The following is a 13,693-nucleotide window of genomic DNA, read 5'->3' on the forward strand; positions in this document are numbered from 1 at the left end:
CCAACCCGCCCAGCACCCACTTCCGGGAACTTCCCACCCCTATTCGCGAGCGCGCACGAGAAGGGTCAGAGCTCCAGCCGGTACCCCATTCCCGGCTCGGTCAGCAGGTGGCGGGGGCGGCTGGGGTCGAGCTCCAGCTTGCGGCGGAGCTGGGCGAGGTAAACGCGCAGGTAGTGGGTCTCGTTGGCGTACTGCGGGCCCCAGACCTCGTGCAGCAGCTGCTTCTGCGCCACGAGGCGACCCTGGTTGCGCGCCAGCAGTTCCAGCATTCCCCACTCGGTGGGCGTGAGGTGGATCTCGACGCCGTCGCGCAGGACCTTCTTCGCCGAGAGGTCGACGGTGAAGGTCGCCGTCTCGACCACCGGCTGGTCGGCCGAGCCGCTGGTGCTGGCCCGGCGGACTGCGGCGCGCAGCCGCGCCAGGAGTTCGTCCATGCCGAAGGGTTTGGTGACGTAGTCGTCGGCTCCGGCATCGAGGGCGTGGACCTTGTCAGCGGAGTCGGTGCGGGCCGACAGCACGATGATGGGAACCGTCGTCCACCCGCGCAGCCCGGCGATCACCTCGGTGCCGTCGAGGTCCGGCAACCCGAGGTCCAGCACGACGACGTCGGGTTTGCCGTCACCGGCCGCGCGCAGCGCCGACCTCCCGTCGACGGCGGTGAGCACCTGGTGCCCGCGAGCGGCCAGGTTGATGCGCAGGGCGCGCAGCAGCTGCGGTTCGTCGTCGACCACCAGGACCTTGGACATCTACTCCCCCTGTCGGTCCGCCGCAGGTAGCGAGACCACGATCGTCAGCCCGCCACCAGGAGTGTCCTCCGCGCGGATGGTTCCCCTCATCGCGTCCACGAAACCCTGCGCCACGCTCAGCCCGAGGCCGACACCACCCGGTCCCGCGTCACCCCGCTCGCCGTGCTCGCCGAGCCGCTCGAAGGGCGCGAACGCGTCGTCGTCGGCACCGGCGGGAAGTCCTGGCCCGTGGTCGACGACGCGCAGCTCGACCCGGGAGGCGTGGGCGCTGGCGCCGACCCGGATGCGCCCTCCACCCGGCCGCCCGTACTTGAGCGCGTTCTGCACGACGTTGGCCACGACCCGCTCCAGCAGCCCGGGATCGGCCATCGCGCGCGGCAACAGCTCGGAGATGTCGAGGTCGATGTGGTGCCGCCCGTCCAGGCCCGCCAGCGCGCGGGCGACGACCTCGTCGTAGCCGACGGGCTGCAGCCGCGGTGTGACGGCGCCGGTGGCCAGGCGCGAGGAGTCGAGCAGGTTGTCGACGAGCCGGGTGAGCCGGTCGGCGGATTCCTCCACTCCCGCCAGGAGTTCCGCGGTGTCGTCCGGGGACAGCTGGAGGTCGGGGGCGCGCAGGCTGCTCACCGACGCCTTGATCGAGGCCAGCGGGGTGCGCAGGTCGTGGCCCACGGCCGACAGCAGGGCGGTGCGCAGCTGGGTGGCGTCGGCGCGGCGCTGCGCCTCGCTGGCGCCCTCGGCCATCCGCTGCTGCCGCAGCGCCAGCAGCGCCTGCCCGGCAGCGCCTTCCAGGACCACGCGATCGGCGGCGGGAAGGGATCGTTTCCCCGCGCGGCGCAGCGACAGGTGGGCGTCCTTGGTCACCTCGATGTCCACATCGGACTCATCGGGTCGCCGGCACGGATCTCCCCCGGTGCTCGCGGCGACCCGCCAGGAGTCGTCGACGCGCTCCAGCAGGGCCACCGAGGTGAGGCCGAAGTTCTCGGCGACCTTCTCCAGCAGCCGGGCCAGGGGCGCCGGATGGGTCAGCACGGTGCGGGCGTAGGAGGTGAGCAAGGCCGCCTCCGTGCCGGCGCGGGCCGCCTGCTCGGCGAGCCGGGCCGCCCGGTCGACGGTGAAGGCCACCAGCACCCCGACCAGCATCATCCCGACCAGCGTGACCACGTTCTCCGGATCGGTGACCATCAGCGAGTAGCGCGGTTCGGTGAGGAAGAAGTTCAGCAGCCCGCCCGCCAGCAGCGCGGCCGCGATCGAGGGGGCCATTCCTCCCACCATCGCGACCACGATCGTGGTCAGGAAGTAGCCGACGACGTCGGTGGACACCGCGACGTCGACCCACGTCGTGGCGATCACCGTGACCAGCGCGGGCAGCACCACCGCGAGCACCCAGCCCCACGCCTGGCGGGTCGCCGACAGCGGGTTGCGGGCCAGGTTCTTCAGCAGCCGCCTGGTTCCCGCCTCGTCGTGGGTGACCATGTGCACGTCGATCGGCCCCGACTTCTGCACGGTGGTCGAACCGATCCCCTCGTCGAACACCCGCGCCCAGCGCGATCGGCGAGAGGTTCCCAGCACGAGCTGGGTGGCGTCGGCGGCGCGGGCGAACTCCAGAAGCGCTTCCGGGACGTCGTCGCCGACGACGGTGTGGAAGCTGGCGCCCACGGCATCGGCGACCTTGCGCGCCTTGCCCAGCGCGCGAGGGGACGTCCCGGACAGCCCGTCGCCGCGCAGGACGTGCACGACCTGCAGCTCGGCCCCGGCGCGAGCGGCGATCCGGCGGGCCCGGCGGATCAGCGTCTCGCTCTCCGGTCCGCCGGTCACCGCGACCACGACCCGTTCCCGCGTCTCCCACGTGGCAGTGATCTGCTCCTCGGCCCGGTACCGGCGCAGCGCCACGTCCACCTGGTCGGCCAGCCACAGCAGGGCCAGCTCGCGCAGCGCGGTGAGGTTGCCGGTGCGGAAGTAGTTGCCCAGGGCCGCGTCGACCCGCTCGGCCGGGTAGACGTTGCCGTGGGCCATGCGGCGGCGCAGCGCCTGCGGGGTGATGTCGACCAGCTCGATCTGCCCCGCCCTGCGGACCACCTCGTCGGGGACGGTTTCCTGCTGGCGGACTCCGGTGATGGTCTCCACGACGTCGTTGAGGCTGTCCAGGTGCTGGACGTTGACGGTGGAGAGCACGGTGATGCCGGCGTCGAGGAGTTCCTCGACGTCCTGCCAGCGCTTCTCGTTGCGGCTGCCGGGGGCGTTGGTGTGGGCGAGCTCGTCGACGACGGCGACCTCGGGCCGGCGCGCGAGCATCCCGTCCACGTCGAACTCGGTCAGCGCGATTCCGCGATGGGACCTCTCCGCCCTCGGCAGCACCTCCAGGCCGTCGAGCAGCGCCGCGGTCTTGGCGCGACCGTGGTCCTCGATGAACCCGGCGACCACGTCGGTGCCGCGCCCGGCCCGGCGGTGCGCTTCGTTGAGCATCGCGTAGGTCTTGCCGACCCCCGGCGCCGCCCCGAGGTATATCCGCAGCTCACCGCGCTTTCGCCCCTGTTCCACGACGTCCAGTCTCCTACTGCCCGCTGTTATTAGCGCCGAACATCATCCGGTGACATCGCCGGCGCCCCGGCCTCCGCGACCGAGGCGCCCTCAGTCTCGGCTGACCGACGTGGCCGCGCGACACGTTCGTTCCCCTCGTCACCGCGCGGCCCGGTGCACGGCCACGTTGAGGGTCGTGACGTTGACGGCCCTCGGTGACACGAGGCCGCCTTCCTCGCAGTCGGCGATGAGGCGGTGGACCTCTGCGAGGGGCAGTCCCGTCACCCGCGCCACGCGGGGCGCCTGGAGCTCGGCGTAGGCCGGGCTGATGTGCGGGTCGACCCCGCTCGCCGAGGCGGTGACCGCGTCGGCCGGGACCGCGTGGGGGGCGACTCCCTCCCGGGCGGCGATGGCGGTGCGGCGCTCCTGGACCGCGGCGAGCAGGTCGCCGTTGAAGCCGCCGAGGTTCGAGCCGCCCGAAGTGGCCGGGTCGCCGGGACCGAGGGAACCTTCCGCCGACGCCGAGGGCCGGGTGTGGAAGTAGGGATCCCTCGCCGGATCTCCGGGCACGGGGTCGATTCCGATCAGCGAGGAGCCGACCACGCGGCCGTCGGCCACGATCTGCGAACCCTCCGCGTGGGCCACCAGTCCCGGGAGTCGGCTGACTCCCCAGATCGCCATCGGATAGCCGATGCCGAGCAGGACCGTGGCCACCAGCAGCAGCCGAAGGCCCGCCGCGCACTGACGCAGCACCGCACTCACTCCCCTCACCCGATTCCGGGCACGAATCGGATCACCAGGTCGATCAGCCAGATCCCGGCGAACGGCGTCACCACGCCGCCCAGGCCGTAGACCAGCAGATTCCGCCGCAGCAGGACGGCCGCCGTGGACGGCCGGTAGCGGACACCGCGCAGCGCCAGCGGGATCAGCGCGACGATGATCAACGCGTTGAACACCACGGCCGACAGCACAGCCGAGTTCGGGGTCGACAGGCCCATGACGTTCAGCGCGTCCAGCTGCGGGTGTATGCCCACGAACAGCGCGGGCAGGATCGCGAAGTACTTGGCCAGGTCGTTGGCGATGCTGAACGTCGTCAACGCGCCGCGGGTGATCAGCAGCTGCTTGCCGATCTCGACGATCTCGATCAGCTTGGTCGGATCCGAGTCGAGATCGACCATGTTGCCGGCTTCCTTGGCCGCGCTGGTGCCGGTGTTCATCGCGACCCCGACGTCGGCCTGGGCGAGCGCGGGGGCGTCGTTGGTGCCGTCACCGGTCATGGCCACCATCCGCCCACCGGCCTGCTCCCGCTTGATCAAGGCCATCTTGTCCTCGGGCTTGGCCTCGGCGAGGTAGTCGTCCACGCCCGCTTCTGCGGCGATGGCGCGGGCTGTGAGCTCGTTGTCACCGGTGATCATCACCGTCCGGATGCCCATCGCGCGCAGTTCGGCGAAGCGCTCCCGCATCCCGGGTTTGACCACATCGGACAGCCGGATGAGGCCCATCACGCGGTCGTTCTCGGCGATGACCAGCGGTGTCGCGCCGGAGGCGGCGATCTCGTCGGCGCATCGCACGATCTGATCGGGAAGTTCCCCCACCTGGTCGCGAACTGCGCTGATGGCTCCCTTGCGGATGCTGCGGCCGTCGAGGTCGATGCCGCTCATCCGGGTCTGCGCGGTGAAGGGAACCTTCCTCCCACCCACCTCCGCGCCAACGGCTGCCTCGGGCAGGCCGAACTCCCGCGCGCAGAAGGCCACGACGCTGCTGCCTTCGGGCGTGGGGTCGGCGAGGCTCGACAGGCGGGCGACCTCCGCGAGCTCGTCCGGGCCGACGTCGTCGACGGGGATGAGTTCGGTGCACCTGCGGTTGCCGAAGGTGATGGTCCCGGTCTTGTCCAGCAGGAGCGTGTCCACGTCGCCGGCGGCCTCGACGGCGCGGCCGGACTTGGCGAGGACGTTGCGCTGCACGAGCCGGTCCATCCCGGCGATGCCGATCGCCGAGAGCAGCGCTCCGATCGTGGTGGGGATCAGGCACACCAGCAGCGCGGTCAAGGTCGTGACCTCGATCAGCGAACCGGAGTAGGCCGCCATCGGCTGCAGGGCGACCACGGCGAGCACGAAGATGATCGTCAGCGTGGACAGCAGGATGGTCAGCGCGATCTCGTTGGGCGTCTTCTGCCGTTGCGCGCCTTCGACGAGCGCGATCACGCGGTCCACGAAGGTCTCGCCCGGTGCGGCGGTGATCCGCACGACGACGCGGTCGGAGAGCACGGTGGTTCCTGCCGTCACCGCCGAGCGGTCACCGCCGGATTCCCGGATGACGGGCGCGGATTCGCCGGTGATGGCCGACTCGTCGACGGTCGCGATGCCCTCGACCACGTCGCCGTCGCCGGGGATGGTCTCGCCCGCCTCGACCACGACCTCGTCGCCGATCGCCAGCGCGGTGCCGGGAACCTTCCGCTCACCACCGTCGACGAGCTTGCGGGCGACGGCTTCGGTCCTGCTGCGCCGCAACGATTCCGCCTGCGCGCGGCCTCGTCCTTCGGCGACGGCTTCGGCGAGGTTCGCGAACAGCGCGGTGAACCACAGCCACGCGGCGACCGCGATGGTGAAGGCGCTCGGGGAGAACGCGGCGAGGACGGTGGTCAGCGCGGAACCGACCCACACCACGAACATCACCGGATTGCGCAGCTGGTGTCGCGGGTGGAGCTTGCGCAGCGCTTCGGGAACCGAGCTCAGCAGATGGCGTGGCCGGAAGCTTCCCGTGTCGGTTCTCCGGTGCGTGACGGACGTTTCGAGCGCGGGTTCGAGGGTGGTGGTCATGCCAGGGCCTCCGCGATCGGGCCCAGTGCGAGTGCGGGCAGGAAGGTCAGCGCTGCGACGAGCACGACCGTGCCGCCGAGCAGGCCGGCGAACAGCGGACCGGTGGTCGGCAACGTCCCGGCGGTGGCGGGGACGCGTTGCTGCTGCGCGACCGAGCCGGCGAGCATCAGCACGGCCAGGATCGGCACGAAACGTCCCAACAGCATCACCACGCCCAGCGCGGTCTGGAGGAAGGGGCCGGTCGCGGTGAGCCCGGCGAAGGCGCTGCCGTTGTTGTTGCCGGCGGAGGCGAAGGCGTAGAGGACTTCGGAGAGCCCGTGCGCACCGGTGTTGTTCAGGGCGTCCCGGGTGGAGGGAAGCGCCATCGCGAGCCCGATGCCCAGCAGCACCGCGGTCGGCATCGCCAGCACTGACAGGGCGGCGGCCGTCACCTCGCGACGGCCCAGCTTCTTGCCGAGGTACTCCGGGGTGCGCCCGACCATGAGCCCTGCGAGGAACACGGCGATCACGGCCAGCACGAGGATTCCGTAGAGCCCGGCGCCGACTCCGCCGGGAGCGACCTCGCCGAGGAGCATGGTGAGCAGAACGGTCCCACCACCGAGGCCGGTGAAGCTGTCGTGCATCGCGTTGACCGCGCCCGTGGAGGTGCCGGTGGTGCTCACCGCCCACAGCACGGAGGCGTCGATGCCGAACCGGGTCTCCTTGCCCTCCAACGCGGCCCCCGCCGCCAGCGCCGCCGGGCCGTTCGGGTGCGTTTCGGCCCACCACGTCACGGCCAGCATCGCCGCCCACAGGGTCGCCATCACCGACACCAGCACGTGGCCCTGGCGGCGGTCGCCGACCATGGTGCCGAAGGTGCGGGTCAGCGAGACCGGGATGACCAGCAGCAGGAAGATCTCCAGCAGGTTCGAGACGCCGCCGGGGTTGGACAGCGGGTGCGCGGAGTTGGCGTTGAGCACGCCGCCGCCGTTGGTGCCGAGCTCCTTGATGACCTCCTGGCCGGCGATCGGGGCGGTGGAGATGGTGTGCGCCTGCCCGTCGAGGCCGGTCACCTCGATGCCGGGCGCGAGGCTCATCGCCGCACCCAGCGCGACCAGCACGATCGAGGCCACGACCGAGATCGGCAGCAGGATCCGGGTGCAGCCGCGGGTGATGTCGACCCACACGTTGCCGATCCGGCCGGTGCCGTCGCCCGCGAAGCCGCGCACGAGGGCGACGGCGACGGCCATCCCCACGGCTGCGGAAACGAAGTTCTGCACGGTCAGCCCGGCCATCTGGACGCCGTGCCCGAGGACTTCTTCGGGCACGTAGGACTGCCAGTTGGTGTTGGTGACGAAGCTGACGGCGGTGTTGAACGCCATCGACGGCGGCACGGAGCCGCGCCCGAGGCTCAGCGGGAGCAGCGGTTGCAGCCGCTGCACCGCGTAGAGCAGCGCGATCGAGACCAGCGAGAACGCGAGCACACCGGTGGCGTAGCTGGTCCAGCGCTGCCGCGTGGAGGAGCGCACGCCGACCAGCCGGTAGACGATCTTCTCGACGCGCCAGTCGGTTTCGGCCGTGTAGACGCGCGCCATGTAGTCCCCGAAGGGCTTGTGGACGACCGCGAGCACGGCCACCAGCAGACCTGCTTGAAGCAGTCCCATCAGAACCTTTCCGGTCGGACCAGCGCGACGAACAGGTATCCGATGAGCAGCAGCGCCAGCACTCCCCCGGCGGCGTTGGCGACCAGCGCGCTCACAACCGCTCCAAACCGCGCAGCAGCAACGCCAGCGCCAGGAATCCGCCGACCAGCAACGCCGCGTAGGCGAGATCGACCACGACCGGTCAACTCCTTCTCGAGTTCTCTTCGACGACCGTGGTCCAGCCAAGCCCCGCACCGGATGCGCGGTCGAGGCCCATGACGAGTCCTTGACACGGCGGAGGGCGGCCTTGATGCGTTCTTGACGGGGCCGCTTTCCTCCCGCTTTCAGCGGGTCTGCGCGTTTTGAGGGTGGGTGACTTCACTCCGTGAGTTGGTTTCATCGATGCAACGATCTCGTTACTGTCGCTAACAAGTCGGCACGCGCCGCGAAACGCCCGAAAACGGCACGGAACACACGAGATTGGGGATAAATCCGGAAATGTGCGGAATCTCCGGCTGGATCGACTTCCAGCGCGACCTGACCGAGCACCGTTCCACAGTCGACGCCATGTGCGACACCATGACCTGTCGCGGCCCGGACGCCGGTGACACCTGGATCAGCAGGCACGCCGCGCTCGGACACCGGCGGCTGGCCATCATCGACCTGCCCGGAGGCGCGCAGCCGATGGAGGCCGGGAGCGGCCAGGTCGCCATCGTCTACAGCGGCGAGGCCTACAACTTCACCGAGCTGCGCGACGAGCTCCGCCGCCGCGGCCACCGGTTCGACACCGACAGCGACACCGAGGTCGTGCTGCACGGCTACCTCGAGTGGGGCGCCCAGGTCGCCGAGCACCTCAACGGCATGTTCGCCTTCGCCATCTGGGACTCCCGCGAGGACAAGCTGCTGCTCATCCGCGACCGGATGGGCATCAAGCCGCTGTACTACTACCCCACCGAGCACGGCGTGCTCTTCGGCTCCGAGCCCAAGGCGATCCTGGCCAACCCGCTGGCCGACAAGGTCGTCGACGCCGACGGCATGCGCGAGCTGTTCGGCATGGTCAAGACCCCCGGCCAGGCCGTGTGGGCGGGCATGCGCGAGGTCGAGCCGGGCACCGTCGTCACCCTCGACCGCAAGGGCCTGCGCGAGCAGACCTACTGGAAGCTGCAGGCCACCGAGCACACCGACGACCAGCAGGCGTCCGTGGCGCACGTGCGCGAGCTGATGGACGACATCGTGCAGCGCCAGCTGGTCTCCGACGTGCCGCGCTGCGTGCTGCTCTCCGGCGGCCTCGACTCCAGCGCCATCACCGCGCTGTCCGGGCTGCACCTGGCCTCCAGCGGTGAGCAGGTGCGCAGCTTCGCCGTCGACTTCCTCGGCCAGACCGAGAACTTCGTCCCCGACCCCATGCGCGCCACCCCGGACGGCCCCTACGTGCGCGACGTCGCCGAGCACGTCGGCTCGCAGCACCAGGACATCGTGCTGGACCCCGACACCCTCGCCGACCCGGAGGTGCGTCGCGCCACCGTCCAGGCGCGCGACTTCCCGATGGGCCTGGGCGACATGGACCAGTCGCTGTACCTGCTGTTCAAGGCGATCCGGCAGCACTCCACGGTCGCGCTGTCCGGTGAGTCCGCCGACGAGGTCTTCGGCGGCTACAAGTGGTTCCACGACCCGGACGTGCGCGCGGCCGACACCTTCCCGTGGCTGGCCGCCGTGCAGAGCCAGGGCGCCGGCTTCGACATGCTCGACCCGGGGGTCGCCGCCGCGCTCGACATCCCGTCGTTCATCGCCGACGGCTACCGCACCGCGCTCGGCGAGGTTCCCACCCTCGACGGGGAGAGCGACCTGGAACGGCGGATGCGGGAGATCTGCTACCTGCACCTGACCCGCTTCGTGCGCATCCTGCTCGACCGCAAGGACCGGATGAGCATGGCGGTCGGCCTGGAGGTGCGCGTGCCCTTCTGCGACCACCGCCTGGTCGAGTACGTCTTCAACACCCCGTGGTCGCTGAAGACCTTCGACGGCCGCGAGAAGAGCCTGCTCCGCCAGGCCACCGCCGACACCCTCCCGCAGTCGGTGGTCGAGCGGGTCAAGAGCCCGTACCCGTCCACTCAGGACCCCGAGTACGCGGCGGTCCTGCAGCGCCAGGTCCGCGACCTGGTCAAGGCCGACAGCCCGGCGCTGTCGTTGCTGAACGAGAAGTGGATCGCCGAGGCCGTCGAGCAGGACCCGGCCAACATCGACATGGCCGCTCGCTACACCTTCGAGCGCGCCCTCGACCTGTCGGTCTGGTTCGACATCCACAACCCCACGGTCAAGCTCTGACCGCATGAGGTGTGAGGAGGGGATCCGCACTTCCCACCCGAGTCGCGGCTCCCCTCCTCGCTTTCAGCTGACCGGCAGCAGGAGGCGGAAAGTGCTGCCACCGCCGGGATCTCCGTGGAGTTCGAGGCGGCCGTGGTGCGCCTGCGCCAGGGCCGCGGTGATCGCCAGCCCCAGACCGGTCCCGCCGGCGGCACGGGTTCGGCCCTCGTCGACGCGGTAGAAGCGGTCGAAGATCCTCGTCGCGTGCTCCGGCGCAATCCCCGGACCGGTGTCGGTGACCGAGACCGCGACCATCCTCGTCCCGAGGCCGATGTCCGCCCCCACCGAGGCGATTGCCCTGTCGCTCACCTCGGCGTGGGCGATGTCGACCGCGATCGGAGAACCGGCCGGGGTGTGCACCAGGGCGTTGTTGACCAGGTTGGTCAGCACCTGCCGCAGCCGGGCACCGTCCCCGAGAACCCGCAGTTCTTCCGGGTTCTCCAGGGTGATCGCGCGTTCCGGGTCGCGCGCCCTGGCGTCGTGCACGACGTCGCGGACCAACGGCACGAGGTCCAGGTCGACCAAATCGATGGTGCGTTCCCGGTCGAGCCGCGCCAGCAGCAGCATGTCCTCCACCAGCCCGCCCATCCGCACCGACTCGGACTCGATGCGGCGCATCATCATCCGCACGTCCTCCGGCCGGTGCTCCTCGCTGCGCCGGTAGAGCTCGGCGAACCCGCGGATGGAGGTCAGCGGCGTGCGCAGCTCGTGCGAGGCGTCGGCGACGAACCTGCGCAGCCGGTCCTCGGAACGCTCCCGCTGCTGCAACGCGTCGGTCAGCCTGCCCAGCATCGTGTTCAGCGCCTCGCCGAGCCGGCCGGTCTCGGTGCGCGGATCCTGATCCGGCACCCGGCGATCCAGTTGACCTGCGGCGATGGCGTCGGCGGTGTCCTCGATCCGCGCCAGCGGGCGCAGGCTGAGCCGGACCGTCCCCGCAGCGGCCAGCGCCAGCACCAGCAGCACCAGCCCACCGACCACCAGCTCGATGACGACCAGCTGCTGCACCGTCGCTTGAGCGTTGCCCAGCGACAACGACAGCACCACGGTGCGCCCGTCCGGCAGGTGAACGCGCCGCGCCCGCCAATCCGAACCGCCCGCCCGATCCGGGACCGTGCCGACCAGCGGTCCGCGCTCCGGGTTGAGCACGAGGGGGCCTCCCGGCTCACCCTCGGTCGCGCCGAGCGTTCCCCCCACCTGACGGCCGGTGGGGTCGAAGATCAGCACGCGGAAGTCGGTCGGCAGCTCTCCCCGGCCGGGGCCCTCGGGATGCCGGTGCGTCGGCTCCGGGGGCGGCATGCGCCCTTCCTCCCAGGGCATCGACATCTCGGCGAGCCGGTCGTCGGTGCGCTCCACCAGGGAGCGGTGGAGCAGCGCGACGCTGGTGAACCCCATCAGCAGCAGACCCGCGACCAGCGCCCCGACCAGCACGAGCACCAGACGTCCGCGCAGCGTGCGCACGAACCTCATCGGTGCTCCGGGGGGAGCCGCAGCACGTAGCCGACGCCGCGGATGGTGTGGATCAGCGGCGGTGACACCGAGTCGACCTTGCGCCGCAGATAGCTGATGTAGGACTCCACGATCCGCGAATCACCGCCGAACTCGTAGTTCCACACCCGGTCCAGGATCTGCACCTTGCTGACCACCTTCTCGGCGTTGATCATCAGGTAGCGCAGCAGCTTGAACTCGGTCGGCGACAGGCTCACCAGCTGCCCGGCCCGGCGGACCTCGTAGGTGTCCTCGTCGAGCTCCAGGTCCTGGTAGCGCAACGCGGCGCTGTCGTCCTGCTCGGGACGGACCCGCCGCAAAATGGCGCGCAGCCGCAGGACGACCTCGTCCAAGCTGAACGGCTTGGTGACGTAGTCGTCGCCGCCCGCCGTCAGCCCGGCGATGCGGTCCTCCACCGCGTCGCGCGCGGTGAGGAACAGCACCGGGACGGTGCTGCCACCGCCGCGCAGCTCGGTGGCGACGGAGAAGCCGTCGCGGTCGGGCAGCATCACGTCCAGCACGACGATGTCCGGGTGGAACTCGGCCGCCGCGCGCAACGCCTCCGAACCGGTCGCGGCACCGTGCACCTCGAACCCGCTCAGGCGCAACGCCGCGGCCAGCAGTTCCAGGATGTTCGGCTCGTCGTCCACGACGAGCACTCGTGCTCCGCTGCTGTCCACCACGTCCTCCAGCATCACCCACCTCCCTGGGAAAACCCTGGACGTCCGCTGAAAGCCCACCCCCATGTGTCCCATCCCACCTCACCCCCGCGATCGGCGACCGGATTACTCCCGTATTCCGTCCCCCGATTACGGGAGTAATCGGTTCCCCCGATCACCGCCGTGATCCGGTCCCCGATCAACTCCCGTTCTCCGCGACCGGATTACCGCCGCAATCCGTGACCTGATTGCGGCGGTAATCCGGGTCATCCGCAGCGGTAGAGCTGCTGGGAGGAGTCGGTCGAGCCGCCGTAGGTGGTGGGGTCGACGAGGGTGCAGTTCTGCTTCACCCAGTTCTCCCGGTCCGTCGCCGCCTGGCCACCTCGACCGCCCCCGGGCATCTGCATCCCGGAACCGGCCCGATCGCCGCCCTGTCGCTGTCCCTGCTGGGCCTGACCGGACTGGGCGTCGTGGGAGGGCATCGGCCCGCCCGGGCCACCGCCCAGCAGCACGAAGCCGAGTTGGCCGCTGTTCTTCCACTCGGTGAGCCGGGCGACCGAGGGTGCGTCGTCGGATCCCATGAAGCCGCCCATGCCGACCACCGTCAGGTCCGTGTTGATGATGTAGCTCGACGCGCCGTTCGCGCCGCCCTCCACCGCCAAGGGGATCCGCGCGTCACCCGCGTTGGCCTTCACGTGGTCGACGATCTTCTGCTGGTCGGCGCTCAGCGAAGCACCTCCCGGGCCACCGCCCATGCCACCGCGGCCTCGGTCACCGGGCGTCCCGGGAGGCATCTGCCCGCTCATTCCCGGCATTCGGCCATCGCGCGACCCGCCACCGGGGCCGCCCATCGACGTCTGGGGCCCGGCCATCGGGTTGGCGCCGCCCATCATCCCGGTGCCCCCGCCGACGGCTCCGATCGCCGACCAGGTCGCGGGCACGGTGAGCATCGCGGTCAGCGCCAGCACGAACCCGGCCTTGGCCAGACCCGCGCGCCTGCGGCGACCGATCACCAGCACCACCAGCGCCAGCACGCCCAGCCCCACGGCCAGGTAGCCGGTCCACGGGTGCCAGCTCAGATCGCGCGCCACCACGGCCATCGCCCACGCGGCGGTGATCGCGACACCGATCGGCAGCAGCAACCAGGCCTTCCCGCCCGGCTGCCGGTACCACCGCCAGAACCGCACCAGCCCGGCGCCGACGACCGCGCCGATCGCGGGCGCCAGCATCGTCGTGTAGTAGGGGTGCATGGTGCCTCGGGCGAAGCTGAACATCACGCCGATGACGACCAGCCAGCCTCCCCACAGCACCCAGCCCGCGGTCGTCCCGCGCTGGAGGGCACCCCCACCGCGCCACTGCCGGACTCCCAGCACCAGCATCGTGACCAGCACCAACGCGCACAGCGGCAGCAGCCAGCTGATCTGGCCGGCCAGCTGCTCGTTGAACATCCGCAGCACGCCGGCGGTTCCGGAGAACCCGCC

Annotated in this window: 10 protein-coding genes; 1 reads left to right on the plus strand and 9 read right to left on the minus strand. The window is 70.7% G+C overall.

From position 1 onward, the window contains the following. Positions 1-65: 65 nt before the first annotated feature. The 6 genes from E1202_RS27245 to kdpF all read right to left on the minus strand — a co-directional run bounded on the left by E1202_RS27245 (position 66) and on the right by kdpF (position 7,820). On the minus strand, positions 66-746 hold the full coding sequence (locus E1202_RS27245; protein ID WP_132686167.1) for a response regulator: 681 nt from the start codon (positions 744-746) through the stop codon (positions 66-68). Further along, the gene (locus E1202_RS27250) at positions 747-3,284 is read right to left on the minus strand and encodes a sensor histidine kinase (RefSeq protein ID WP_132686169.1); all 2,538 of its coding nucleotides are present in this window, start codon (positions 3,282-3,284) and stop codon (positions 747-749) included. Positions 3,285-3,422: 138 nt separating this feature from the next. Continuing rightward, the gene (locus E1202_RS27255; RefSeq protein ID WP_132686170.1) at positions 3,423-4,025 is read right to left on the minus strand and encodes a potassium-transporting ATPase subunit C; all 603 of its coding nucleotides are present in this window, start codon (positions 4,023-4,025) and stop codon (positions 3,423-3,425) included. Between the two features lie 5 nt (positions 4,026-4,030). After that, a complete protein-coding gene (gene kdpB / locus E1202_RS27260) occupies positions 4,031-6,082 on the minus strand; it encodes a potassium-transporting ATPase subunit KdpB (RefSeq protein ID WP_132686172.1) in 2,052 nt (683 codons plus the stop codon). Beyond that, entirely contained in the window at positions 6,079-7,725 is a 1,647-nt protein-coding gene (gene kdpA / locus E1202_RS27265) for a potassium-transporting ATPase subunit KdpA (RefSeq protein ID WP_132686174.1), read from the minus strand. Before kdpA ends, kdpB begins: the two co-directional genes overlap by 4 nt. Further along, positions 7,725-7,820: a K(+)-transporting ATPase subunit F gene (gene kdpF / locus E1202_RS27270; RefSeq protein ID WP_132686176.1), complete on the minus strand. Its 96-nt coding sequence runs from the start codon at positions 7,818-7,820 to the stop codon at positions 7,725-7,727. The genes kdpA and kdpF overlap by 1 nt, the downstream gene beginning before the upstream one ends. Before the next feature lie 382 nt (positions 7,821-8,202). Between kdpF and asnB the strand changes: the two genes are divergently transcribed. Next, positions 8,203-10,029 (plus strand): asparagine synthase (glutamine-hydrolyzing), encoded by a 1,827-nt coding sequence (gene asnB / locus E1202_RS27275; protein ID WP_132686177.1) that lies wholly within the window; start codon positions 8,203-8,205, stop codon positions 10,027-10,029. Between the two features lie 63 nt (positions 10,030-10,092). On the opposite strand, the gene E1202_RS27280 is transcribed toward asnB, so the two are convergent. The 3 genes from E1202_RS27280 to E1202_RS32705 form a co-directional block, all read right to left on the minus strand. Then, positions 10,093-11,535 (minus strand): sensor histidine kinase, encoded by a 1,443-nt coding sequence (locus E1202_RS27280; protein ID WP_132686179.1) that lies wholly within the window; start codon positions 11,533-11,535, stop codon positions 10,093-10,095. Then, the gene (locus E1202_RS27285) at positions 11,532-12,248 is read right to left on the minus strand and encodes a response regulator transcription factor (protein ID WP_132686181.1); all 717 of its coding nucleotides are present in this window, start codon (positions 12,246-12,248) and stop codon (positions 11,532-11,534) included. Before E1202_RS27285 ends, E1202_RS27280 begins: the two co-directional genes overlap by 4 nt. 230 nt (positions 12,249-12,478) lie before the next feature. Continuing rightward, positions 12,479-13,693 (minus strand): mannosyltransferase YkcB-related protein (locus tag E1202_RS32705; protein ID WP_456238812.1); only part of this gene is annotated, 1,215 nt, incomplete at its 5' end.

It is taken from the genome of Saccharopolyspora karakumensis, from assembly GCF_004349225.1.
GTDB lineage: Bacteria > Actinomycetota > Actinomycetes > Mycobacteriales > Pseudonocardiaceae > Saccharopolyspora > Saccharopolyspora endophytica.